The following is a 22,941-nucleotide window of genomic DNA, read 5'->3' as shown; positions in this document are numbered from 1 at the left end:
CCATGACGAAGATATTGAGTGTTGAGAATATCGAACTCTACTACGACCACATCTATGCGCTGAAGGGCGTTTCCATCGATGTGGACGAGGGCGAAACCGTCGCGCTGATCGGCGCGAACGGGGCGGGCAAATCCTCGATCCTTCGGGCGATCACGGGGCTCCGGCCGGTCAAGTCCGGCCAGATCTTCTACCAGGGCCAGCGCCTCGACGGCACCTCCGCGTCCGATGTGGTGCGCAAGGGCATCTCCATGGTGCCCGAGGGGCGGCGGGCCTTCCCGCTGATGTCGGTGAAGGACAACCTCCTGATGGGGGCTTTTACCCGCACAGACAAGGCGGAGATCGAACAGACGCTGGAGAACGTGCTGACGCGCTTCCCGCGCCTGCGCGAACGCTACCATCAGCAGGCGAACACCATGTCGGGCGGCGAGCAGCAGATGATGGTGATCGGCCGCGCGCTGATGGCCCGCCCGAAACTGCTGCTGCTGGACGAGCCGTCGCTCGGCATCGCGCCGAAACTGGTGCAGGACATCGCCCGCGCCATCGTCGCCATCAGCCGCGACGAGAAGGTTTCCATCCTCCTCGTCGAGCAGAACAGCCGCATGGCGCTGTCCATCTCCAACCGCGCCTATGCGCTTTCCACCGGGTCGATCGCGCTGTCAGGCAATTCCAGGGACCTGATGAACGACGACCGCATCAAGGCTGCCTACCTCGGAGGCGAACTCTGACATGAAAATCCTCGTCATCAACCCCAATACGACCGCATCGATGACGGAGCATATCGGCAAGGCGGCGCGCAGCGCCGCCTCTGCCGGAACCGAGATCGTCGCCGTCAACCCGGTGAAGGGTCCGGTCTCGATCGAAGGCTATTTCGACGAGGCGATGAGCCTTGCCGGCCTGCTCGGCGTCATCAAGGACAACCCGGATTGCGACGCCGTCGTCATCGCCTGTTTCGACGATACCGGGCTGGACGCGGCGCGCTGCCTCACGGACAAGCCTGTCATCGGCATCGGCGAGGCGGCCTATCACTTCGCCTCGATGATCTCGAACAAGTTCTCGGTGGTCACGACGCTTGCCCGCTCGGTGCCGGCGCTGGAGCACAATCTCTCGCGCTACGGCCTCTCGGCCCGCTGTGCCCGTGTGCGCTCATCGGAGGTGGCGGTGCTGGAACTGGAGCAGCCTGGCTCCAACGCACGACAGAAGATCAGCGCCGAAATCGGCCTCGCTGTCAGCGAGGATCGTGCGGAGGCGATCGTGCTCGGCTGTGCCGGCATGGCGAGCCTGGCGAACGACCTTGCGGGGGAACACGGCCTGCCGGTGCTCGACGGCGTCACCTGCGCCGTCAAGCTCGCCGAGGCCATGGCCGGCCTTAATATGCGCACGTCCCGCCTCGGCGGTTATGCGCCGCCGCCGGCGAACAAGCTTGAAGCCGTTCTCGGTTAGATTTGACTTACAAAAACAGCGGAACGCGGCCGCGCCGCATTCCGCTTTTCTGAACGGGCTTACTTGCCCGCGTTGTACTTGGCGTCGACCTCGTTGATCGCCTGGACATTGCCGGCCGAGCGGCCGTTTTCGTCGAACGTCTGGGCGAGGAAGGCATCGGCGATGGCTTTCGCCAGTTCCGAGCCGATGACGCGCGCGCCCATGGTGATGATCTGGGCATTGTTGGAGAGCGCGGCGCGCTCGGCCGAATAGGTGTCGTGCGTCAGCGCGGCGCGGATGCCGGGCACCTTGTTGGCCGAGATGCAGACGCCGATGCCGGTGCCGCAGACGAGGATGGCACGGTCATATTCGCCGGTGATGACGGCGGAAGCGACGCGATCGGAGAGGTTGGCGTAGAAGGCGTCCGGGCCGGCATCGGTGCGCGAGACTTCGTGCACCTCGTGGCGGTCCTTCAGGTGATCGGCGAGAACCTTTGCGAGGCCTTCGCCCGCACTGTCACCGGCAATTGCGAGTTTCATGGGAAATCTCCTTTCAGATCGTGGCGGCGCAGCGCGCCAGGATGTCGAGATAGCCTTCAACCTTCCAGGCTGAGCGGCCGATGAAAAGCCCGTCGATGTCAGGGCAGGCGATCAGTTCCTCGCAATTCTGCGGGTTGACCGAGCCGCCATAGAGGCAGGGGATGCGGCGGCCGAGGAGCTTTTCCGCGACGTCGGCAATTTCCGCATGACGTGCATTGGCGTAATCCGCGGTCGCCGGAATGCCCTTTTCGCCGATCGCCCAGACGGGTTCGTAGGCGAGCAGGATTTCGGCCTGCTTCTGGGCGGCATCGAGCCGCGAGAGCGCGCCGCGCACCTGCTGCGCCAGCACCTCGGTCGCATGGCCGCCTTCCCGGTCGGCGAGCGTCTCGCCGATGCAGATCAGCGGCACGAGGCCGTGGCGCACGGCGGCTTCCGTCTTGAGGCCGACCGTCTCGTCTGTCTCGCCGAAATGCTCGCGGCGCTCGGAGTGGCCGAGTTCGACAATGTCGAGGTTGCAGTCCTTCAGCATGACGGGCGAGATTTCGCCGGTCCACGCGCCTTCGTTTGCCCAGTGCATGTTCTGCGCACCGACCTTGACGGAGGTCTCGGCGAGCAGAGCCTTCACTTCGCGCACGGCGGTGAAGGGCGGGATGACGAAACGCTGGATGCGGGCATCGCGGCCACCGTCGGCGGCTTTCAGGCCCTCGGCGAAAAGCTTCGCCTCGGCCAGCGTCTTGTTCATCTTCCAGCTCGTGCCGACCCAGAATGTGCGGCTCATGACGTCGTCTCCTTTGCGATCCTGACCGTCGTCCGGCCGCCAAGTTCCGCGGCGGTGTCGTGCGGCAGGGGTTTGTCTGAAATGACCGTGTCGAATTCGGCAAGGTCGGCCAGCACGTGCAGCGCCGTGTGGCCGAAGCGGCGGCTGTTGATCATCAGGCATTTCTGGCGGCTTGCTGCCATCATCGCCCGCTTGGTGCGCACCACGGCCTCGTCCATGTGATAGGAGAGGCGCCCCGAAGCGGCCGGGGCCGAGACGAAGGCGATGTCGGCGCGCAGCCGCGACAGCGCCTCTTCCGTCACGATGCCGAAATAGGCGTTGAACTTTGCCGAGTAGACGCCGCCGAGGCCGATCAGCGTCACGCCGGAAATACCCTTCGCGCGCTCCATGATCGCCGCGTTGTTGGTGATGATGGTGATCGGCTTCTTGCCGCAGAGCACGTCGCCGAGCACCGAGGCCATCGAGCCGTCGTTGATCATCACCGTCATGCCCGGTTCGACCAGGTCCGCGGCGGCCTCGGCCAGCGCCCGCTTGACGTCGGCCTCCTGCAGTTCGCGAAACCGGAAATCGCTCTCGAACTGCGTCCCGGCATCGATCGTCGCGCCGCCGCGCACTTTTCTGAGCACGCCAGCCCGTTCGAGGTCGTCGAGGTCGCGGTGGATGGTCATCTTCGAGACGCCGAAGCGCGCCGCGATGTCGTCGAGTTCGACGGCCCGGCTTTCGACGAGAAGATTGATGATCTCCTGCCTGCGCTCTTCCCGTTTCACCACATCCTCCGCCTCGTTGCGGCGAGCCTTATAACATCATTTTCGATGGATAGTAACATAAAAACTGTGATTTTGAGACTTCATCATGTTGAGTTCCGCAGAAGCCCTCGCGCGGTCCTTTCATCCGTGATCAGGCCATGGAGCTTGTGGCTGTGCAGCACGGCACGGATCGCCTCGGTTTTCGCCGGGCCGCCGGCGATGGCGACGATGCGGTCTCCACCATCCTCCGAAAACGAGGCGGCGAGGGTGCGCGCTGTCACCGACGTCTCGAGAATGCGGCCCTTGCTGTCGAAGAAATGACCCAGCAGCTCGCCGACGCCGCCGAGTGTCGCGATCTCCTCCAGTTCGTCGGGCTGCAACATGCCCGAGGTGACGAGGTGGGCCTGGTTGTCGACAGTGCCGATGCCGACGATCTTGAGGTCGGCGCTGCGGGCGAGATTGAACACCTCGCTGACGCCGCGCTGCGAGAGCAGCACCTCGCGGTCCTCTTCGGTGTTGGCGAAGAAGGGCACGGGCATCACATAGGCCTGCGTGCCGGTCTTGGCCGCCAGGCGATGCATGACATCGTAGGGGTTGGCCGCGTAGTTGCGGGTGAGGCCGCCGAGCAGGGAGACGAAGCGCGTGCCGCTGGCGCTGATGCGCGGCAGATGATGGACGGCCGCGGAAAGCGTGCGGCCATGACCGAAGCCGATGACCGCGGCTTCGCCGCGTTCGATTTCGCGCCGAAGGAAATCCGCGCCGATATGGCCGAGCGTCGTCAGCGCCAGCGGATCGTCGTCGACATCGGGCGCGACCTCGCAATAGTCGAGCCCGTAGCGGGTGGAAAGGTCGACCTCGAGCTGCACGCATTCGGCGATCTCGCCGTCGATGCTGACCTTCACCACGCCCTCGGCGACCGCGCGTGCGATCAGCCGGTGTGCCTTTACCGAGGGAACGCCGAGCCGCTTCGCCACGGCGGACTGGGTGAACCCGCCGACATAATGCAGCCAGGCGGCGCGGACGGCGAGGGAGTCTTCATTGTCGGTCATCAGCGATGTCCTGTCCTGCCTTGCAACCGGAAGCGGTCTTCAGCCCCAATCTTAGCAAGCGGCAATGCGACGGTCAGCCCAGCTTCAGGTCCGACGCGCCGGTGTCTATGAACGGCGCCCAGAAGGCGATGCTTTCGGCGATCTGCGGAATGACCTCGCGGTCGTTCGGCTCGCGCTCCTTGAAGGAGAGTTCGAGGCAGATCTCGTTGTCGGCAGCGCCACCCTCGGCGAAGGCTTTCAGCAGCGGCTCCGGCTGAATACGTCCCTTTGCGTTGAACGCGGCGGTGAAGGGACGGTGGCCACCCTTGTCCATCAGGCTCTGCTTGATGTGGATGATCGGCGAGACCTTCGGCACGGCACGCGCCCAGGCGTAGGGGTCGAAATCGTCGGGGTTTTCGGAGGTCACATCGCCGTGGTCGATATCGGCCATCATCCACATGGGGACGGCCATGTTTGCCGCGGTGAGCCGGTCCTGCAGCGACAGGCATGCCTCGATCGTCTCGCCGAATTCGCGGCCGATGCTCATCGGCTCCCAGAAGACATAGGAAAGGCCCGCATCCCGGGCGTGCGCGGCGACCTCGGCCCAACAGTCGATGGCGATCCGGATCAGCTCTTCGCGGCGGGCGGGATCGTCATAATCCTTGTAGGTGAAGATGGCGAACTGGGTGCCGACGGAGGTGCCGCCGAGATCGCCGATGATGTCGGCGAAGGTCTTGAACCATTCGACATAGTAGCGGCGCACATCCGCATCCGGATGGCCGAAATGATTGAGGCGGCCATAGGGACCGGTCATGCCCGAAGTCACGCGCACGCCGGTGCGCTGGAGCGCCCTGTCCATCTGCCGCGTCAGCCGGCGGATCGTCGCGGCGCCCCAGCTCGGATTGATGAATTCGTGCGTAAGCTGGAGGTCACGCAGACGAAGGTCGCGCGCGACGGTCTCGATCAGGTCGTCGGGATCGGCAAAGCGGTTGACCAGCGGATTGGTGTTGAGCGACAGCGTCAGCGGCATGGGTATCCTCAGGCGGCGGCGAGGCGCGCGGAATGGAACCAGTCGGCGAAGGCCGCGCGCTCGGCCTCGGTCAGGTGCAGGTAGTGTTTGGTGCGGCGATAGAGGATGTCTTCCGGCGTCTCGGCCCATTCGCTGGCGACGAGATAGCGGGCCTCCGCCTCATAGAACTGCCCGCCGAAATGCCGTCCGAGGCTTTCCAGGTTGCTCGCGCCCGCGACGACATTTTTCGTGCGCGTACCGTAGAGGCGGCCATAGTGATGCACCAGCTTGCGCGGCATCCACGGATAGGCGTCGCGCAGGCTGTTTGCGAAGGTTTCGTAGTCGGCATTCGGCATGTCGCCGCCGGGCAGCGGTGCCTTTTCCGTCCAGTCGCCGCCCATGTTCGGGAAGATGTGCTTGAGGCGCTGCATGCCGCGTTCGGCGAGTTCGCGGAAGGTGGTGATCTTGCCGCCGAAGACATTGAGCAGCGGCGTGCCGCCGGTCTCGTCGAGATCGAAGACATAATCGCGCGTGACGGCGGAGGGGTTGCCCTTGCCGTCGTCGAAGAGCGGGCGCACGCCGGAGAAGGAGTGCAGCACATCCTGCCGGCGCAGCTTTTCCTTGAAATAGCGGTTCACGGCGGTCAGCAGGTAGTCGATCTCGCCCTCGTCGGCGGAAACGTCTTCGGCGCGGCCGTCATAGGCGATGTCGGTGGTGCCGATCAGGGCCTTGTCGCCCTCATAGGGGTTGATGAAGATGACGCGCTTGTCGTGGTTCTGCACGAGATAGGCGTTCGAACCCGCCCAGAATTTCGGCACGATGATATGGCTGCCCTTGACGAGGCGCACATTGCGCGTCGAGTTGGAGCCGGCGACGCGGTTGATGACGTCGGAGACCCAGGGACCGGCGCAGTTGACGAGGCATTTGGCGCGGAAGGTGCGGCTTTCGCCGGTCACGTTGCTCCTTGTCGTCACGGTCCACGCGCCGTTTTCGCGGCGGGCGGAGACGGCCGGCGAGCGGGTCAGCACCAGCGCGCCCTTTTCCGCAGCGCCGATCGCGTTGAGCGTCACGAGGCGGGCGTCGTCCACCCAGCAGTCGGAATATTCGAAGCCGCGGGTGTACTGGTCGAGGATCGGCGTGCCCTCGGGATCGCGTTTCAGGTCCAGCGTGCGCGTGCCGGGCAGTTTCTTGCGACCGCCGAGATGATCGTAGAGGAAGAGGCCGAGTCGCACGAGCCAGGCGGGGCGATCCTCCGGGCTGTGCGGCAACACGAAGCGCATCGGCCAGATGATGTGCGGGGCGGCGTTGAGCAGTACCTCACGCTCGATCAGCGCCTCGCGCACCAGGCGGAATTCGTAATATTCGAGATAGCGCAGACCGCCGTGCACCAGCTTGCCCGAGCGCGAGGAGGTGCCTTCGGCGAGGTCGTCCTTTTCGCAGAGCACGACCTTCAGCCCGCGGCCCGCCGCATCGCGCGCGATGCCCGCGCCGTTGATGCCGCCGCCGATCACGAAGAGGTCAATGGGTTCGGGCTCGTTCATCTCAATCTCCTTCGACGCCAGCCGTGAGGCGGCGCAATCGTTTCCCTCAGCGCGCGGCCAGGATGTCCCAGGCGGGCGCGATGCCCCGGCGCACGTCCGAATAGGCGGTGAAGAGGCGCGTCATGCGTTCGGTTTCCTCCGGCTTCGGCGGCTCGGCCGCGCCAAGCTCCGGCGTCACCCAGTCGGCGATGCAATCGTCCATCGTGCGGTAGGCACCGATCGCGACGGCAGCCATCATGGAGGCGCCGGCGGCGCCCGCTTCCTCGCGCGTCGAGACCCGCACCGGCACGCCGAGCGCCGCGCCGAGCGTGCCGCGCAGCGAGGCTGAGCGGGCCGCGCCGCCGCTGACGCGCAGCTCCGAGGGGAGGGCGCCCATGGCGGCGTAACAATCGCGCGTCGCCATGCCGAGCCCCTCGACGACGGCGCGCACGAGGTCCGGATAGCGGTGGCGGCTCGAAAGGCCGGTGAAATTGGCGCGGGCGCGGGCGTTGACGAAGGGGCCGCGCTCGCCGGCCTCGGAAATGTAGGGATGATAGAGGATGTTGCCGGGCCTGCTCGCCGCGAACCATTGGTCGACGCGGCCGATCATGTCGTTGAGGCCGACGGTGATACCGAATTCGCCGAGGAGATCCGCGCCGAGCTGAAGCAGCCAGTCGAGGTTGATCGTCGCGCCCATGTTGGTCTGCACTTGCGTCACGACGCCGGGGATCGGCAGGGCGATGACATAGCCGGTGCGCTCGGCGTTGAGCACGACGTCGGAAACGGATTTCGCGAGAAGGTGCACGCCGGTGGAGCCGATGGCCGAGCAGGCGGCGTTGCGCCCTTCGCTGCGCACGCCCGCGCCGAGCGCCGTCATGCACATGTCGACATAGCCGAGGCAGACCGGCGTGCCGGGTTTCAAGCCGGATGCGGCAGCGGCGTCCGCCGTCAGCGGGTGAATGGTCTCCGTGCCCTCGATCACCTCGGGCAGCAGATTGCGGCGATGGGTGAGGCCGAGGGCGGCGAGCACGTCGCCGTCATAGGCGCGCGTGCGGAAATTGCCGAAGGTGAAGCTCACTTCCGACGGGTCGGTGGCGCGCACGCCCGTCAGGTTCAGGTAGAGCCAGTCCTTGCAGTGCATCGCCGTCTCGGCGTTCGCGAGCAGGTCCGGGAAATAGCGGTCCATATGGGCGAGCTGCGCGCCCTGCTGGCAGGTGTTGAGACCGGTGCCCGTGGCTGCGAAACGCGCCCGGTCGGCGTCGGAGGCGGCGAGGCGCTCGACGGTCGGCGCGGCGCGGGCGTCGAGCCACAGCCAGGCGTCGCCGGTAGGACGGTTGCCCGCGCCGACGAGCCAGGTGCCGTCGCCCTGGCCTGTGACGGCGATGGCGGCGGTGCGATCGGCGAGGTTTTCGACCTTCCCGGCGAGGTCGCGCAGCGCGCGGGTGCAGTCGCGCCAGGTCTGGTCGAGCGACTGGGTGACGGCGCCGTCGTCGGCGGTCGTGTAGGTGTTGCGCACGGAAGCGCTGGCGATCTGGCGGCCGGAAAGCGTGAAGGCGACGGCCTTCATGACGGATGTGCCGGCGTCGACGCCGATGATCAGATCCGCTGTCTCAGCCATGATGAGCGCCCATAGCGTCTGCGGCAGCCAGCACCGTTTCGCCCGACCCGATACAGAGCATTCGATCCTCCCGACGGTCTCCCTGGAAATGTGCGTGGATTCTCGGATCGATTTTTCGACCTGCCTCAGAACCTACCACGAACCTCCCGACTTCACACAGGAATATAACACAAAGTTATCATGTGTCTCGTAAAATTTTTCGCACGACGAATTTTTTTTCAGCTATGATGGATGGCAATGCTGAAGCCGGGAGGAGGTCGCCTTTCATGGGGTGGCAGGGTGTTTCTATGTGCCCCTGTTGTCCGGAAGCGGCCGCCGCAGTCTCCGGTTGATGTGTGAATTTGCTGATTTTTTAAATTATATCAGTATTTTGACCTGGATCTTGGCTGATGGGGGCGGTGTCGATGATCTATGATGGCTTGAGCGAATGGAGGATGTCGATGCCCTCTCTCTGCTTGCCGATTTGTTGATCAGTATCGTCGGCATACACGATCTTGTTAAAAAAGGCCGATTGACAGCCCATGTTAATTTAACATATATATTGCGACATATAACACGCACATATCGCAAGTGCGAAAATGTGTGCGCTGCAGCGCAAGGCAGGTGAGGAGACCGGGCCGGCGCCGTTCATGGGGAGGACATCGTGACATGTTCTGTTCGAAAGAGATCGACGCGCGGCCGCAATGCTCAGGGCTTGCCCCCGGTGTCGGCGCTGCATTGGCGTGTCCGCTCGAAGCTTCCCCCGTTCAACCGCAAGGCCAACAGACATGACTGACGCCACGCTCGCAAAATCGCCCCAGTCTGCGAAAAACTACCGCTGGATCGGCATCGCTGCCGCCGTCGTGCTCGTCGGCGCCATGGTCTTCGACACGACGATCGTGCGCATCGGCTCTGAGGCCGACGTCCAGGTCCAGAAGTTTTCGCCGGAAGCCTATGGCGCGGAGCAGTTCCCGCTGATCAAGCAGAGCGTCGAGACGCGCGCCGTCGATGCGGTCGAGCTGTCGCAGGCGATTGCCGCCGACAAGAAGGCGGCCGGCGAGAAATACGGTATCGCCACCTCGGCCGGCCCGGTGATCCCGGTCAAGTTCACGGGCGTCGTCGGCGAGCGCAAGGCGAACTACAACGTCGTCGCCGTCGAAGGGCTGCCGGCCGAGCTGACCGTGCGCGTGCAGACCGGCCCGGCGCTCAACGGCACGGACCTGCGCGACGCCACCGGCCAGATCGAATTCGGCCAGTTCAAGAACCAGATCGAATATCAGGACGCCGGTTCGGCCATCAACAACGAGGTCAAGAAGGTCGTGCTCGGCGGTATCGATCCGGCAGCGCTCGACGGCAAGACTGTTTCGGTGATCGGCGTCATCAAGCTGGTCAACCCGAAGAGCTGGATCGTCACCCCGGTGAGGCTCGACGTCCAATGAGCACGCTTGCGGAAACCGGCGGCAAGGGGGAAGTCGTGCTCGCCGCGCGCAACGTGGCGAAATCCTACGGCAATGTGCACGCGCTCAAGGGCGTCAACTTCGACATTCACCGCGGCCAGGTGACGACGCTGTTCGGCGAGAACGGCGCCGGCAAGTCGACGCTGATGAAAATCCTCTCCGGCGTGGTGCAGCCTACATCCGGCGAAATCATTCTCGATGGAGAACCTATCGTTTTCGCGTCATCCTCCCAAGCACGTGACCGCGGTATCTCCATCATCCATCAGGAGCTCAGCCTCGCGCCGAACATGAACGTTCGCGACAACATCTTCATGGGCCGCGAGATCATGACGGCGACGGGCGTCGACTTCGCGGAGGAAGAGCGCCAGACGCGGCTCCTGATGGAGGAACTGGAGGAGGACATCGATCCTCTCACCCCGGTCGAGGACCTGCGCCTCGGCCAGCAGCAGATCGTCGAGATCGCGCGCGCCCTTTCGGTCAATTCGCGCATCCTGATCATGGACGAGCCGACCTCGGCGCTTTCCGCCTCCGAAGTCGAGGTGCTGTTCAAGGTCATCCGCGACCTGATGAACCGCGGTGTCTCGATCGTCTACATCTCGCACCATCTCGAAGAGGCCCTGCAGATCACCAACCATGCGGTGGTGCTGCGCGATGGCGCGATGACGGCTTACGCCGAGCGCAAGGACATCGATCTCGAATGGATCGTGCGCCACATGGTCGGCGACAATTTCGACCTCGGCTCACCGCCGGTCGGCTACGACAAGGGCGATGTCGCGCTCTCCATCGAGGGGCTGACGGTGCCCGATCCGGGCGGCGCGGGCTACTCCGTCGTCGACGGCATGTCGCTTTCGGTGCGCGCGGGCGAAATCGTCTGCATTTACGGTCTGATGGGGGCGGGGCGCACGGAGCTGCTTGAAACGGTCGCGGGTCGCCTCACGGCCTCGGCCGGCAAGGTCGTGCTGAAGGGCCGCGACGTCACCGGCCAGTCTATTGCGGCCTGCATTCGCGACGGCCTCGTGCTCGTGCCGGAAGACCGGCAGCGCGACGGCCTGGTGCAGACCATGACGGTCGGGCGCAACCTGTCGCTTGCCAGCCTCGGCGCGTTCACGCGCGGCCTCTTCACCTCGACTTCGCGCGAGACAGGCCTCGTCGGCGAGGCGATCCGCAAGGTGCATATCAAGACGGATGGGGGCGATGCGGCGATCGGCTCGCTCTCCGGCGGCAACCAGCAGAAGGTCGTCATCGGCAAGATGCTGGCGACCAATCCGGACGTGATCCTGCTCGACGAACCGAGCCGCGGCATCGACATCGGCGCGAAGGCGGAGGTCTTCAAGCTGCTCGCCGAGCGCGCGAAGCTGGGCCTCGCCGTCATCTACACCACGTCGGAAGTCGGCGAATGCCTCAGCATCGCCCATCGCATCATCGTCATGCGGCGCGGCCGCATCTCCGCGGAATTCGGTCCCGACGCGACCAAGGAACAGATCATGGCCGCCTCGGGCGAAGCCGTGCATGCCCATTAGGAGCGCTGAAGCAATGTCAGTCACACCTGCAATCCAGACGAAGGCGGCGGCAAGCGGCAGCAAGCGTAAGAAGAGCTTCATCGAGCTCCTGTTCGAGGGCCGCGCCTTCTTCGCGCTGATCGCCATCGTCGTCGTCTTCTCCCTGATGTCGCCGAACTATTTCACGGTCAACAACTTCCTGATCATGGCCTCGCATGTCGCGATCTTCGGCCTGCTCGCCATCGGCATGCTGCTCGTCATCCTCAATGGCGGCATCGACCTCTCGGTCGGCTCGACGCTCGGGCTTGCCGGCGTCGTGGCGGGCTTTCTCATGCAGGGCGTGACGCTGCCGCAGTTCGGCGTCATCCTCTATCCTTCGGTCTGGGTCGTGGTGGTTCTGACCTGCCTGCTCGGCGGGATCGTCGGCGCGGTCAACGGTGTGCTGATCGCCTATCTGCGCGTGCCCGCCTTCGTCGCGACGCTCGGCGTGCTCTATGTGGCCCGCGGCATCGCGCTTCTGATGACCAACGGCCTCACCTACAACAATCTCGGCGGCCGCCCGGAGCTCGGCAATACCGGTTTCGACTGGCTCGGCTTCAACCGTCTCGCCGGCGTGCCGATCGGCGTCCTCGTCCTTCTCGTCTTCGCCGTCGCCTGCCACATCCTGCTGGCCCGCACGGCCTTCGGCCGCTGGCTCTATTCCTCGGGCGGCAACGAGCGTGCGGCGGAGCTCTCCGGCGTGCCGGTCAAGCGCGTGAAGATCACCGTCTATGTGCTGTCGGGCATCTGCGCCGCCGTCGCCGGCCTGGTGCTCTCCTCGCAGCTCACCTCCGCAGGCCCGACGGCCGGCACGACCTACGAACTGACGGCGATCGCCGCCGTCGTGATCGGCGGGGCGGCCCTGACGGGTGGGCGCGGCACGGTCATCGGCACCATGCTCGGCGCTTTCGTCATCGGCTTCCTGTCCGACGGTCTCGTGATCATCGGCGTCTCGGCCTACTGGCAGACGGTTTTCACCGGCGCCGTGATCGTCACCGCCGTTCTGTTGAACAGCATCAAATACGGTCGCCGCTAGGCAAGCGGCGACTGAGAGGAACTGACTGCGGCTGGGGGAGGCGGACCATCGAAGCCCCGGCAGTGGAAAGTATTGCCGAAAATCGGCGCAACCGGACTCAACAAGGGAGTGAGACCATGTTTAAAAAAGGAATGCGTGTACTTTTCGCTGCGACCGCCGCGCTGCCGCTGCTGTTCAGCACGGCCTGGGCCGAAGGCCTGATCACCGTCATCGTCAACGATCCGTCGAACCCCTACTGGTTCACGGAAGGCGAGGTCGCCAAGAAGACGGCGGAAAGCCTTGGCTACACGGCCAATGTCGGCGCGCACAAGGGCGACACCAACACCGAAAGCAACCTGATCGACACGGCCATCACCAACAAGTCGGTCGCCATCATCCTCGACCCGGCAAACGCTGACGGCTCCGTCGGCGCGGTCAAGAAGGCCGTTGCGGCCGGCATCCCGGTCATTCTCGTCAATGCCGAGATCAACCAGGAAGGTCTCGCCAAGGCACAGCTCGTTTCGAACAACGCCCAGGGCGCAGCTCTCGGCGCGCAGCAGTGGGTCGAAGCGGTCGGCGACACGGGCAAATATGTCGAGCTCTTCGGCGCTCCCTCGGACAACAACGCCGCGACGCGTTCGAACGGCTATGAAACCGTGCTGACCCAGTACCCGGACCTGGAGAAGGTCGGCCGTGAAGTGGCCGACTGGGATCGCACCAAGGGCCACGCCAAGATGCAGTCCCTGCTTCAGGCGAACCCGGACATTACCGGCGTGATCAGCGGCAATGACGAAATGGCGCTCGGTGCCATCGCGGCCCTCAAGGAAGCCGGCAAGCTGGAACAGGTCAAGGTCGGCGGCTTCGACGGTTCGCCGGATGCCGTCGCCGCCATCAAGGCGGGCGAGCTGCAGTACACCGTCCTTCAGCCGGTCGCCGTCTTCTCGGAAGCCGCCGTCAAGCAGGCCGACAACGTGATCAAGACCGGTTCGACCGGCGTCGACACCGAAAAGCAGCTCTTCGATTGCCTGCTGATCACCAAGGACAATGTCGACAAGTACACCGCTCCGTTCGTTCTGAGCGAATAATCGAGAAGGGGGAGCGCCTCCTTCGGGGCGCTCCCTTTCGCATTCCGGGCAAGCCCGGGTCCGCTTGGCATTTCCCTCGCCGCCCGATACGAGATATCAAACGCTATCCTCGAAGCATGGCAGGGTCCGCCCCGTGAACAAGAAAGTCGACGTCAGGGATTTGCTTTCGGAAGAGCTGCCGAGCGACAGCCGGCATGCGCGCCAGCTCGTGCGCCGCCAGATGATCGCCGAGACGGTCATCGCCGAAGGCTCCATCCGCATCGAGGATCTGACCGAGCGCTTCGGCATCAGCCTGATGACGGCGCACCGCGACGTCGACGAACTCGTCAGCCGCGGTCTCTTCCGCAAGACGCGCGGCATCGTCTCCGCCGCGCCCACCAGCCTCATCGAATCCTCCGACGTCTACCGTGCGACGAAACAGGCCAAGGAGAAGAAGGCGATCGCCAAGGCGGCGATGCGCTTCGTCGAGCCGGGCCAGGCGATCTTCCTCGACGACGCCACCACCGTGCACGAAATGACCGCCTTCCTGCCGGCCAAGGTGCCGCTGACGATCATCACCAATTCGCTCGTGCTGATCAATGAGTTGAAGGACGTCAACGACGTCAACCTCATCTGTCTCGGCGGCCAGTTCTACAACTGGTGCAACGCCTTCATGGGGCATATCACCACCAATGAGATCCGCCGCCTTCGGGCCGACACCGTCTTCATGTCGCTCTCCGCCATCGTCGGCGATGCGGTCTATCACCAGTCGCCGGAGACGGTGGAGACCAAGCGGGCGATGTTCGAAAGCTCCGCCAAGCGCGTGCTCCTCGCCGACCACACCAAGTTCGAGCGGCGTGCGCTGCATCATTTCGCGACGCTCCAGGAGTTCGACGCCGTTGTTGTCGATGAGGACATTCCGATCTCGCATCTGTCGCGCATGCGCTCGGCGGGCATCAATGTCATCGTCGCTGATGCCGAGCGCTCCGCCTGAAGCCTTTGCCCTTTCCTCTCCCTGGCCGATGTTGCATCTTTGCGGCGTGATTGCCTGCCGGGAGGACCAGCATGACGAAGATTGTCGATGATCCGGAAACCTTCGCCTCGGCGGCGCTGGCGGGCTTTTCAAGGGTCTATGGACGATATGTCCGGCTGGTGAAGGGCGGCGTGGTTCGCTCCACGGCGGTGCCGCGCGGAAAGGTTTCCGTCATCGTCGGCGGCGGCTCCGGGCATTATCCGGCCTTTGCCGGTTATGTCGGGCCGGGCATGGCGGATGCGGCGGTGGCCGGCGAAATCTTCGCTTCGCCCTCGACGGCGGCTGTCGCCCGCCTCTGCCGCAATGCGAACCATGGCGGCGGCATTCTCCTCGGCTTCGGCAACTATGCCGGCGACGTCCTGAATTTCGGCGTGGCGGCGGAGCGGTTGAGGGCGGAAGGCATCGATGTTCGCATCGTCACCGTGACGGACGATGTGGCGAGCGCGCCGGCGGACCGCCATCTGCAACGGCGCGGCATCGCCGGCGATTTCGTCGTCTTCAAGGTGGCGGGTGCGGCCGCGGAGGCGGGGCTTTCGATCGATGAGGTCGAGCGCGTGACGCGGCTCGCCAACGCCCGCACCTTCTCCTTCGGCGTCGCCTTTGGCGGTTGCACCCTGCCGGGCGCGACGGAGCCGCTCTTCACCGTGCCCAGGGGCATGATGGCGCTCGGCCTCGGCATTCATGGCGAGCCCGGTATTCGCGATACGAAAATCGTGCCGGCGAGCGATCTGGCAACGCTCTTGGTGGAGACGGTGCTCGCCGAGCGCCCGGCCGGCGCGCACCGTGCCGCCGTTCTGCTCAACGGTCTCGGCGCGACCAAATACGAGGAGCTGTTCGTGCTCTGGGGCGCGGTGGAGAGCAAGCTCCGCGCGGAAGGCATCGACCTCGTCGCGCCGGAGGTCGGCGAATATGTCACCAGCCTCGACATGCAGGGATGCTCGCTGACGGTGATGTGGCTCGACGAGGAGCTGGAGCGGTTCTGGCTCGCCCCCTGCGATACGCCGGTTTTCCGTCGCGGCGCGGGATTTAAGACGCAACCGGCCGTTCTTGCGGAAAACGCCGAGGATGCGGTGCCGACTTTCGGGCCGGCCTCCGGCGCCGCGCACGAGAGCGCCCGCTGTCTTGCCGGTCTTCTCGACGCCATGGTGTCGGTCTTGGGAGAGGCGGAGGCCGAGCTTGGCCGCATCGACGCCTTTGCCGGCGATGGTGACCATGGCCAGGGCATGCGTCGCGGCGCGACCGCCGCCCGCGATGCCATCCATCAGGCCGTGGCGGGCGGGGCGGGTGCGAAAAGCGCGCTCGCCGCCGCGGGTGATGCCTGGGCGGATCGGGCCGGCGGAACCTCCGGCGCCATCTGGGGGCTGCTGCTGCGCTCGTGGAGTTCCGCCTTTTCCGACGAAGAGGCCTTGCAGGATACCGATATCGTGCGTGGCGCCCGCCTGGCGCTGGACGATGTGATGCGCCTCGGTGGGGCGAAGCCAGGCGACAAGACCCTTGTCGATGCCTTCGTGCCCTTCGTCGCGGCGCTCGAGACGGCCAGCGCCGATGGCCTTTCCCTGAAGGAGGCCTGGCGGAAGGCCAGCGTCACCTGCGAGGCGGCGGCCGCGGCAACCGCGCCGCTCTCGCCGCGGCTCGGCCGGGCGCGCCCGCTCGCCGAGCGCAGCATCGGCCACCCCGATGCCGGCGCTGTCTCGCTGGCCCTGATCGCAAGGACGATCGCGGACCGGCTGTGACGAGAGGCGGCGCGGAGGGGCGCGTCGATCGCTCCGACGGCCGGTGGCGACGACTGTCTTCGATGATCCGCGCCGGCCTGCACATGGCAGCGATGCTCTCCCGGCCGGCGGACGGGAGCCTGCGGTCACCTCACGTCGGGAATTGCCGGTAACATTCCTCCGCGATCTGCTGGAGCCGTTCGCGGGAAATATCGCCGGTCACCGCATAGCCGAGGTCACCGTCGATCCAGTAGAAGGTCTCCACGCCGTTGGCGGCGGCGAAGCGGAAGCTCGTCGTGCGGTTCTCCTCGTTGCGGGCGACGAGGACCGTGACGCGCCGGCCGGTCTCGTCCTCGTACATGAACAGGGCGCCGGGCCTGTCGGTGACGGGCAGGAGGCGCCCGCCCACCAGCTTGAAGCCGATCGTCGTGAGGTCCGGGACCTTCAGGTCGTCGATGGCAAGGCGTTTTCCCAGCCAGCGAGCCAGATGCGCCTCCTGGTCGGCAAAGACCTCGACGGGATGGCGCACCTCGCTCGCATAGATGAGATAGGCGTTGCGCGCCTCGTGCGGCAGGGCGTCCATGGCCGTTACCGTCGGCGGCTTTTCAAAGAGCATCGGGCCGAAATGGCCGGCAAGGCCACCGAGCAGGAAGACGAGCGCTGCCGCGGCCGCCACGGCGAAGCGCGGCATTGCGGGTTTCCCGTTGGCCCGGCGGCCCGCGACGAGCTGGAGATCGGAGGGGCGGGCGGCGGCATAGGGGGCGAAGGCGTCCCTCAGGCCGTCGTTCTGCGCCTGCCAGTCGGCGACCTGGCGGGCGGCGTCGGGGTGGCGGGCAAGATGGGCTTCCACGCGCTCGCGCCCGGCAGCGTCCAGAAAGCCGTCGGCATAGGCGTGCAGGTCCGTTTCGGTCACGGGGCGGCTCTCGCTCATCGGGGGCTCCGCAGGTGAATGACGTTCTCCGCTGCCAGTTTCTCGCGCAGCAACTGCCGGGCGCGGGAAAGGCGCGACATGACGGTGCCGATCGGGACATCCAGGATTTCGGCGACTTCCTGATAGGTGTGGCCTTCGACGGCAACCAGCATCAGCACGGCCCGTGCCTCCTTCGGCAGGGTGTTCAGCGCCTGCACCAGCTGGTTCCTCGCCAGCGGGTCGGAAGGCGGGGCGCTTTCGACAAGGTTCTCCGCCTCCTCGATGCCGACGGACGGGCGGCGGGCAACAGCGCGGCGGGCGTTGAGGTGCAGGTTGGTCATGATCCGGTAGGCCCAGGCGCGAATGTTCGCGCCGCGCCATTGCCTCCGGTGGCTCAAGGCCTTTTCGACGCAATCCTGCAACAGGTCCTCGCTTTCCGCATCCGATCGCGTCAGGCTGCGGGAATAGCGCCGGAGTTGCGGCAGGAGGGCAAGGATCTCGGCATCGAAGGAAAAGGGCGGGGAGGGTGCGCCCTCCCGCCCGCTGCCCGCCTCGGTGCCGTGCGGGTCAGGGCTTTGCGACATCCCAGACGCCGTTCACGCCGTCGCCGGTCGTATCGCCTTCCTTCTTGTCGTTGATCCAGTAGTAGAGCGGCATGCCGTCCTTGGCCCATTGTTTGGCCCCGTCCTTGCGGGTGACGAGGGAATATGCACCCTCGGCCGCCGCATCGGAAGCGGCGATGGCCGGCGGCCAGTTCGTCGCGCATTTGTCGTAGCAGTTGGAGGTGCCGGGCTCGTCGTTCTTGAAGGTGTAGAGGGTCATGCCGTTCTCGCCGGCAAGCACCTCGCCCTTGTCGGTCGTGACGGTCGTGAACGGTTCGGCGGCAAAGGCCGTACCGGCAAGGGCCGCGACGGCGAATGGCACGAGGACTAGGAACTTCATGGTCGTCTCCCATCGTTACGGCGACTTTCCCGAGCCGCCCCTGCCAAGACACCGGTGCCGGCCGGATTATTCCCTCCCGTTCGAAAAAGAATTGAGAAGAAGCGGGGCCAGCGCGTCGTCGAGGCCGATTGGGTTTTCCGCGCGCGTCAGCCGATCTTCTCGACGATGGGAGGGACCTGCACGACGGTGATGTCCGTCGCGCCGGAATCGATGATGCCGAACACGGCCTCCAGCATTTTCGGCACGTCCTGGCGGACCATCTCGATATGGTCGCCCAGCATGGCGACGAAGGGGTCCCAGTCGAAGCAGCCGAGCTGCGGCACCCGGTCGGCATAGTGGCCGGAGCGGCGGATCCAGCGCATGACGCCTTCCAGCGAGATGGTGGAGTTGACGAACATGCCGCGCGGCAGCGGGCTGAGCCGCTCGGCAAGCTGCTGCATGGCGCTCTCCGCTTTTTCGGGCGCATAGCCGCAGGTCAGCATCAGCGTTTCGTCGACCGTGACGCCGGCCTCGGCATGGGCATCGCGAAAGCCCCGCACGCGCTCCATCGTGTTGTGGTCCGTGCCGCGGCCGCCGACGAAGAGCAGCGGCGTCTTCTCGCCATATTCCTTCTCGCAGTTGGCGAGCACGCGGCGCGTCAGCTCCAGCGCGCCGCCATAGTTGTCGGAGATGACCGAGGGCGCGCGTGCACCGGGCAGGTCGAGATTGATGGTGCGCACGCCGGCGGCGGCGCAAAGATCGACGATGCGGTCCGGGTCGGTCGCGCCCGTCGCGATCAGGCAATCGACCTGGTAGGAGAGCATGGCGCGGGCCGCCTCCACCTCCAGCGCCGGGTCGCGCCGCGTGCAGGTGATGATCGGGAAGAGGCCGCGTTCGCGCGCCAGCGTCTCGAACTGCTCGACGATCGAGCCGAAATAGCGGTTGTCGTATTTCGGCACGATCATGCCGATGATCTTGGAGCGCTCGCGGCGCAGGACGCTGGCCTGCATGTTGAGCGCGTAGCCCTGTTCCTCGGCGAGCTTGGTGATCTTGTCGGCAAGCTTCGCGCTGATGCGCCGCTTCTTCCAGTTGCCGTTCAAAACAGCGCTGACGGCGCTGGCCGAGGTGCCCGCCAGCTCTGCCAGATCGTAGATCGTCGTCCTTTTCGTCTGCGTCGTCCTGTTCACATGTCATCTCCATTTCACGAGCCACCTTGACACCAATGGCGATTGGTGGCAATTCTTGCTTCATCGATTGAGCAAGCATGCTCCATCGATGAAGTTGCCTGAACAGCAAGGCTGACCCCAAGGGAGGAGTCAGACGGAGCATCGACAAACCGGACGTTGCGGCGAGGCCGCGGCGAACGATGATCTGCGCCCTTTCGGGGCGCGGAGGCAGTCGGCGGCCGTCGGTCCTGTTGCCCTGGAAGGCTTGAGGGAACTGGCGAAAAATCAACCGTGGAGGAACCCAATGAAGACGCTTACCCATCTGCTCGCCTCGACCGGCCTCGTCCTGTCGCTCGGCAGCGCCGCCTTTGCCCAGGAAGGGGCGACCGTCGCCTTCCTGATGCCCGACCAGGCCTCGACCCGTTACGAGCAGCATGATTATCCCGGCTTCAAGGCCGAGATGGAGAAACTGTGCCCGAGCTGCACGGTGATCTACCAGAACGCCAATGCCGACGTCGCGCTCCAGCAGCAGCAGTTCAATTCGGTGATCGCCCAGGGCGCCAAGGTCGTCGTGCTCGATCCGGTCGATTCCGCGGCCGCTGCGGCGCTCGTCGAGATCGCCCAGTCGCAGGACGTCAAGGTCATCGCCTATGACCGCCCGATCCCGGACAAGCCGGCCGACTACTACGTCTCCTTCGACAACCAGGGCATCGGCCAGGCCATCGCGCAGTCGCTCGTCGACCACCTGAAGGCCAAGGGCGTTCCGGACGGTGCCGGCGTGCTGCAGATCAACGGCTCGCCGACCGACGCGGCCGCAGGCCTGATCCGCGACGGCATCGATTCCGCGCTCGACGCCTCGCCCTACAAGACGCTCGCCGAATTCGACACCCCGGACTGGGCGCCGCCGAAGGCGCAGGAATGGGCGGCCGGCCAGATCACCCGCTTCGGCGACGAGATCAAGGGCATCGTCGCGGCGAACGACGGCACGGGCGGCGGCGCGATCGCGGCGCTCAAGGCGGCCGGCGTCAAGGAAATGCCGCCGGTGACCGGCAACGACGCGACCATCGCGGCACTGCAGCTCATCATCTCGGGCGACCAGTACAACACGATCTCCAAGCCGTCCGAGATCGTGGCCGCCGCGGCGGCGAATGTCGCCGTCCAGCTCTTGAAGGGCGAAACGCCGGAAGCCACCCACAAGCTCTACGAAACGCCCTCGCAGCTCTTCGTTCCGGCGGTGGTGACGGCGGAGAACATCAAGGCCGAGATCTTCGACAAGGGCATCAACAAGCCGGAAGACGTCTGCACCGGCGAATATGTTGAAGGTTGCCGCAAACTGGGCATCATCCAGTAAAAGCCGCCCATCGTGTCCGGCCGCCTTTGCGGCCGGACATTCCGATCCGTCGTAAGTCTGAAGGTTCTGGGGCCATGACAGCCACGCTTCAAAATGCTCCCGCCAAGGGAGAATCGGTGCTGCGTCTTCGCGGCGTATCCAAGAATTTCGGGGCCGTCTCCGCCTTGACGGATATCGAGCTCGACGTGAAGGCCGGCGAGGTCGTCGCCCTGGTCGGCGACAACGGGGCCGGCAAGTCGACGCTGGTCAAGGTGCTCGCCGGCGTGCACCAGCCCTCTTCGGGCACGATCGAATTCTGCGGCCAGCAGGTGACGCTCGACAGCCCCGCCAAGGCGCTGGACCTCGGCATCGCCACCGTTTTCCAGGATCTCGCGCTCTGCGAGAACCTCGATGTCGTCGCCAACCTCTTCCTCGGCCACGAGATGTCGCCCTGGGCGCTGGACGAAGTGGCCATGGAGGTGCGGGCCTGGACGCTGCTGCGCGAGCTTGCCGCGCGCATTCCCTCGGTGCGCGAGCCGATCGCCTCGCTCTCCGGCGGCCAGCGGCAGACGGTCGCCATCGCCCGCTCTCTGCTGCTCAATCCGAGGCTCATCATGCTGGACGAGCCGACGGCCGCCCTCGGCGTCGCGCAGACGGCGGAGGTGCTGAACCTCATCGAGCGCGTGCGCGACCGCGGCCTCGGCGTCATCATCATCAGCCACAACATGGAGGACGTGCGGGCCGTCGCCGACCGCATCGTCGTGCTCCGGCTCGGGCGCAACAACGGCATCTTCACGCCGGATTCGTCCAACCAGGAACTCGTATCCGCCATCACCGGCGCGACGGACAACTCCGTCTCGCGCCGCGCCGAACGCAAGTCCCATGTCCAGGAAAATCAGGGGGGCACCGTATGAGCCAGAACTCTTCCCAGCCGATGCTCGACCGCAGCGACGAGCGCGTGCGCCACGACGACAGCCTTGCCGCCATGGCGCGCGGCTTCATCGATCGCGTGCGCTCCGGTGACCTCGGCATGCTGCCGGTCGCCGTCGGCCTCGTCGTCATCTCCGTCGTCTTCTCGGCGCTGAACCCGATCTTCCTTGCGCCGAACAACCTCGTGAACCTCCTGTTCGATTGCGCCACCGTCGGCGTCATCTCGCTCGGCATCGTCTGCGTGCTGGTGCTCGGCGAGATCGACCTCTCGGTCGGCTCCATGAGCGGCCTCGCCTCCGCCATGGTCGGCGTGCTCTGGGTGAACCAGGGCTGGCCGATCGTCGGGGCCATCCTTGCCGCCCTCGTGGTCGGTGCGGGCGTTGGCCTCCTCTATGCGACGCTCTACAATCGCCTGGGCATGCCGAGCTTCGTCGCTACGCTCGCCGGGCTTCTCGCGCTGCTCGGCATGCAGCTCTACATTCTCGGCCCGACCGGCTCGATCAACCTGCCCTACGCCTCCTCGCTGGTGCGTTTCGGCCAGATCCTCATCATGCCCGACTGGCTGTCCTATACGCTGGCGCTTGTTCCCGGCCTTGTGATGATCGGCCGCGGGCTTCGCACCCGCACCCAGCGCCTCGCCGCCAACCTCTCGGCCCAGCCGATGCGGGCGCTGATCCTGAAGGCCGTCGTGCTGACGGCCGCGCTGGAAATCGCCGTCTTCTACCTCAATCTCGGCCGCGGCATTCCGTGGATGTTCGCGCTCTTCATCGCGCTCGCCGTCATCCTCAACTATGCGCTGACGCGCACGAAATGGGGCCGCTCCATGTTCGCCGTCGGCGGCAACAAGGAGGCGGCGCGGCGCTCGGGCATCAATGTGCGCCGTATCTATATGAGCGCCTTCATGCTCTGCTCGACGCTGGCGGCGCTCGGCGGCATCCTCTCGGCCTCGCGTCTCGCCTCGTCGAGCCAGCAGGCCGGCACGGGCGACGTCAACCTCAACGCGATCGCCGCGGCGGTCATTGGCGGCACCAGCCTGTTCGGCGGACGCGGCAGCGCCTATTCGGCTCTCCTCGGCATCATCGTCATCCAGGCGATCTCGAACGGCCTGACGCTGCTCAACCTCTCGTCGTCGCTGCGCTACATGATCACCGGCGGCGTCCTTGCCATCGCCGTCATCGTCGACTCGCTCGCCCGACGCTCGCGCGTCAGCCACGGCCGCGCTTAACGAA

The 22,941-nt window shown here is 65.5% G+C and carries 22 protein-coding genes; 11 read left to right on the top strand and 11 right to left on the bottom strand.

The features are described 5' to 3' along the window. The first annotated feature begins 2 nt into the window (after positions 1 to 2). Together EV665_RS08005 and EV665_RS08000 are read left to right on the top strand one after the other, a co-directional pair. Positions 3 to 725 carry an ABC transporter ATP-binding protein gene (locus EV665_RS08005; RefSeq protein WP_064331374.1) on the top strand — a complete coding sequence of 241 codons (723 nt, stop codon included), beginning with the start codon at positions 3 to 5 and terminating at the stop codon, positions 723 to 725. Between the two features lies 1 nt (position 726). Then, on the top strand, positions 727 to 1,440 hold the full coding sequence (locus EV665_RS08000; protein ID WP_133033688.1) for an aspartate/glutamate racemase family protein: 714 nt from the start codon (positions 727 to 729) through the stop codon (positions 1,438 to 1,440). Between the two features lie 59 nt (positions 1,441 to 1,499). Here the strand turns inward: EV665_RS08000 and derI are convergent, their stop codons facing one another. The 7 genes from derI to EV665_RS07965 all read right to left on the bottom strand — a co-directional run bounded on the left by derI (position 1,500) and on the right by EV665_RS07965 (position 8,657). Continuing rightward, a complete protein-coding gene (gene derI, locus EV665_RS07995; protein ID WP_133033687.1) occupies positions 1,500 to 1,958 on the bottom strand; it encodes a D-erythrulose-4-phosphate isomerase in 459 nt (152 codons plus the stop codon). Positions 1,959 to 1,971: 13 nt separating this feature from the next. After that, positions 1,972 to 2,736: a triose-phosphate isomerase gene (locus EV665_RS07990; RefSeq protein WP_133033686.1), complete on the bottom strand. Its 765-nt coding sequence runs from the start codon at positions 2,734 to 2,736 to the stop codon at positions 1,972 to 1,974. Then, positions 2,733 to 3,503: a DeoR/GlpR family DNA-binding transcription regulator gene (locus EV665_RS07985; protein ID WP_133033685.1), complete on the bottom strand. Its 771-nt coding sequence runs from the start codon at positions 3,501 to 3,503 to the stop codon at positions 2,733 to 2,735. Before EV665_RS07985 ends, EV665_RS07990 begins: the two co-directional genes overlap by 4 nt. An 83-nt stretch (positions 3,504 to 3,586) precedes the next feature. After that, positions 3,587 to 4,531: a sugar-binding transcriptional regulator gene (locus EV665_RS07980; protein WP_133033684.1), complete on the bottom strand. Its 945-nt coding sequence runs from the start codon at positions 4,529 to 4,531 to the stop codon at positions 3,587 to 3,589. A 73-nt stretch (positions 4,532 to 4,604) separates the two neighbouring features. After that, on the bottom strand, positions 4,605 to 5,540 hold the full coding sequence (locus EV665_RS07975; RefSeq protein WP_133033683.1) for a sugar phosphate isomerase/epimerase family protein: 936 nt from the start codon (positions 5,538 to 5,540) through the stop codon (positions 4,605 to 4,607). Positions 5,541 to 5,548: 8 nt separating this feature from the next. Continuing rightward, a complete protein-coding gene (locus tag EV665_RS07970) occupies positions 5,549 to 7,060 on the bottom strand; it encodes a glycerol-3-phosphate dehydrogenase (RefSeq protein WP_133033682.1) in 1,512 nt (503 codons plus the stop codon). A 46-nt stretch (positions 7,061 to 7,106) separates the two neighbouring features. Beyond that, positions 7,107 to 8,657: an FGGY-family carbohydrate kinase gene (locus EV665_RS07965; protein ID WP_133033681.1), complete on the bottom strand. Its 1,551-nt coding sequence runs from the start codon at positions 8,655 to 8,657 to the stop codon at positions 7,107 to 7,109. Between the two features lie 767 nt (positions 8,658 to 9,424). Between EV665_RS07965 and EV665_RS07960 the strand changes: the two genes are divergently transcribed. The 6 genes from EV665_RS07960 (at position 9,425) to EV665_RS07935 (ending at position 16,476) form a co-directional block, all read left to right on the top strand. Beyond that, a complete protein-coding gene (locus EV665_RS07960) occupies positions 9,425 to 10,075 on the top strand; it encodes a DUF2291 family protein (protein WP_133033680.1) in 651 nt (216 codons plus the stop codon). Further along, entirely contained in the window at positions 10,072 to 11,613 is a 1,542-nt protein-coding gene (locus EV665_RS07955; RefSeq protein WP_064331364.1) for a sugar ABC transporter ATP-binding protein, read from the top strand. Before EV665_RS07960 ends, EV665_RS07955 begins: the two co-directional genes overlap by 4 nt. A gap of 13 nt (positions 11,614 to 11,626) precedes the next feature. Then, the gene (locus tag EV665_RS07950) at positions 11,627 to 12,667 is read left to right on the top strand and encodes an ABC transporter permease (protein ID WP_064331363.1); all 1,041 of its coding nucleotides are present in this window, start codon (positions 11,627 to 11,629) and stop codon (positions 12,665 to 12,667) included. A gap of 116 nt (positions 12,668 to 12,783) precedes the next feature. After that, the gene (locus tag EV665_RS07945) at positions 12,784 to 13,731 is read left to right on the top strand and encodes a D-ribose ABC transporter substrate-binding protein (protein WP_064331362.1); all 948 of its coding nucleotides are present in this window, start codon (positions 12,784 to 12,786) and stop codon (positions 13,729 to 13,731) included. A gap of 220 nt (positions 13,732 to 13,951) precedes the next feature. After that, positions 13,952 to 14,704: a DeoR/GlpR family DNA-binding transcription regulator gene (locus EV665_RS07940; protein ID WP_210234615.1), complete on the top strand. Its 753-nt coding sequence runs from the start codon at positions 13,952 to 13,954 to the stop codon at positions 14,702 to 14,704. Positions 14,705 to 14,775: 71 nt separating this feature from the next. After that, positions 14,776 to 16,476, top strand: coding sequence for a dihydroxyacetone kinase family protein (locus tag EV665_RS07935; RefSeq protein ID WP_133033678.1), 1,701 nt, complete (start codon positions 14,776 to 14,778; stop codon positions 16,474 to 16,476). A 130-nt stretch (positions 16,477 to 16,606) separates the two neighbouring features. Here the strand turns inward: EV665_RS07935 and EV665_RS07930 are convergent, their stop codons facing one another. The 4 genes from EV665_RS07930 to EV665_RS07915 all read right to left on the bottom strand — a co-directional run bounded on the left by EV665_RS07930 (position 16,607) and on the right by EV665_RS07915 (position 19,473). Beyond that, positions 16,607 to 17,386, bottom strand: coding sequence for an anti-sigma factor family protein (locus EV665_RS07930; RefSeq protein ID WP_133033677.1), 780 nt, complete (start codon positions 17,384 to 17,386; stop codon positions 16,607 to 16,609). Continuing rightward, on the bottom strand, positions 17,383 to 17,949 hold the full coding sequence (locus EV665_RS07925; protein WP_133033676.1) for an RNA polymerase sigma factor: 567 nt from the start codon (positions 17,947 to 17,949) through the stop codon (positions 17,383 to 17,385). Before EV665_RS07925 ends, EV665_RS07930 begins: the two co-directional genes overlap by 4 nt. Continuing rightward, complete coding sequence (locus EV665_RS07920) at positions 17,933 to 18,307, bottom strand: COG4315 family predicted lipoprotein (protein ID WP_133033675.1); 375 nt, start codon at positions 18,305 to 18,307, stop codon at positions 17,933 to 17,935. The genes EV665_RS07925 and EV665_RS07920 overlap by 17 nt, the downstream gene beginning before the upstream one ends. A gap of 146 nt (positions 18,308 to 18,453) precedes the next feature. Continuing rightward, a complete protein-coding gene (locus tag EV665_RS07915) occupies positions 18,454 to 19,473 on the bottom strand; it encodes a LacI family DNA-binding transcriptional regulator (protein WP_064331357.1) in 1,020 nt (339 codons plus the stop codon). Positions 19,474 to 19,756: 283 nt separating this feature from the next. Between EV665_RS07915 and EV665_RS07910 the strand changes: the two genes are divergently transcribed. The 3 genes from EV665_RS07910 to EV665_RS07900 all read left to right on the top strand — a co-directional run bounded on the left by EV665_RS07910 (position 19,757) and on the right by EV665_RS07900 (position 22,937). Then, complete coding sequence (locus tag EV665_RS07910; RefSeq protein WP_133033674.1) at positions 19,757 to 20,803, top strand: ABC transporter substrate-binding protein; 1,047 nt, start codon at positions 19,757 to 19,759, stop codon at positions 20,801 to 20,803. Positions 20,804 to 20,877: 74 nt separating this feature from the next. Further along, the gene (locus EV665_RS07905) at positions 20,878 to 21,696 is read left to right on the top strand and encodes an ATP-binding cassette domain-containing protein (RefSeq protein ID WP_064331355.1); all 819 of its coding nucleotides are present in this window, start codon (positions 20,878 to 20,880) and stop codon (positions 21,694 to 21,696) included. Next, entirely contained in the window at positions 21,693 to 22,937 is a 1,245-nt protein-coding gene (locus EV665_RS07900; RefSeq protein WP_064331354.1) for a sugar ABC transporter permease, read from the top strand. The genes EV665_RS07905 and EV665_RS07900 overlap by 4 nt, the downstream gene beginning before the upstream one ends. Positions 22,938 to 22,941: the final 4 nt, after the last annotated feature.

Source organism: Shinella granuli, from assembly GCF_004341885.1.
Lineage (GTDB): Bacteria > Pseudomonadota > Alphaproteobacteria > Rhizobiales > Rhizobiaceae > Shinella > Shinella granuli.
Note: the sequence above shows the minus strand (reverse complement) of the source record. Positions and strands in the feature narration are given on the sequence as shown.

Excerpts from the sequence above, each read along its gene's own strand:
- EV665_RS07975 (WP_133033683.1), bottom strand. The coding sequence starts at position 5,540 with ATGCCGCTGACGCTGTCGCTCAACACCAATCCGCTGGTCAACCGCTTT.
- derI (WP_133033687.1), bottom strand. The coding sequence starts at position 1,958 with ATGAAACTCGCAATTGCCGGTGACAGTGCGGGCGAAGGCCTCGCAAAG.
- EV665_RS07980 (WP_133033684.1), bottom strand. The coding sequence starts at position 4,531 with ATGACCGACAATGAAGACTCCCTCGCCGTCCGCGCCGCCTGGCTGCAT.
- EV665_RS07955 (WP_064331364.1), top strand. The coding sequence starts at position 10,072 with ATGAGCACGCTTGCGGAAACCGGCGGCAAGGGGGAAGTCGTGCTCGCC.
- EV665_RS07900 (WP_064331354.1), top strand. The coding sequence starts at position 21,693 with ATGAGCCAGAACTCTTCCCAGCCGATGCTCGACCGCAGCGACGAGCGC.
- EV665_RS07930 (WP_133033677.1), bottom strand. The coding sequence starts at position 17,386 with ATGAGCGAGAGCCGCCCCGTGACCGAAACGGACCTGCACGCCTATGCC.
- EV665_RS07990 (WP_133033686.1), bottom strand. The coding sequence starts at position 2,736 with ATGAGCCGCACATTCTGGGTCGGCACGAGCTGGAAGATGAACAAGACG.
- EV665_RS07920 (WP_133033675.1), bottom strand. The coding sequence starts at position 18,307 with ATGAAGTTCCTAGTCCTCGTGCCATTCGCCGTCGCGGCCCTTGCCGGT.
- EV665_RS07940 (WP_210234615.1), top strand. The coding sequence starts at position 13,952 with ATGATCGCCGAGACGGTCATCGCCGAAGGCTCCATCCGCATCGAGGAT.
- EV665_RS07950 (WP_064331363.1), top strand. The coding sequence starts at position 11,627 with ATGTCAGTCACACCTGCAATCCAGACGAAGGCGGCGGCAAGCGGCAGC.
- EV665_RS07910 (WP_133033674.1), top strand. The coding sequence starts at position 19,757 with ATGAAGACGCTTACCCATCTGCTCGCCTCGACCGGCCTCGTCCTGTCG.
- EV665_RS07960 (WP_133033680.1), top strand. The coding sequence starts at position 9,425 with ATGACTGACGCCACGCTCGCAAAATCGCCCCAGTCTGCGAAAAACTAC.
- EV665_RS07925 (WP_133033676.1), bottom strand. The coding sequence starts at position 17,949 with ATGTCGCAAAGCCCTGACCCGCACGGCACCGAGGCGGGCAGCGGGCGG.
- EV665_RS08000 (WP_133033688.1), top strand. The coding sequence starts at position 727 with ATGAAAATCCTCGTCATCAACCCCAATACGACCGCATCGATGACGGAG.
- EV665_RS08005 (WP_064331374.1), top strand. The coding sequence starts at position 3 with ATGACGAAGATATTGAGTGTTGAGAATATCGAACTCTACTACGACCAC.
- EV665_RS07945 (WP_064331362.1), top strand. The coding sequence starts at position 12,784 with ATGTTTAAAAAAGGAATGCGTGTACTTTTCGCTGCGACCGCCGCGCTG.
- EV665_RS07905 (WP_064331355.1), top strand. The coding sequence starts at position 20,878 with ATGACAGCCACGCTTCAAAATGCTCCCGCCAAGGGAGAATCGGTGCTG.
- EV665_RS07935 (WP_133033678.1), top strand. The coding sequence starts at position 14,776 with ATGACGAAGATTGTCGATGATCCGGAAACCTTCGCCTCGGCGGCGCTG.
- EV665_RS07965 (WP_133033681.1), bottom strand. The coding sequence starts at position 8,657 with ATGGCTGAGACAGCGGATCTGATCATCGGCGTCGACGCCGGCACATCC.
- EV665_RS07970 (WP_133033682.1), bottom strand. The coding sequence starts at position 7,060 with ATGAACGAGCCCGAACCCATTGACCTCTTCGTGATCGGCGGCGGCATC.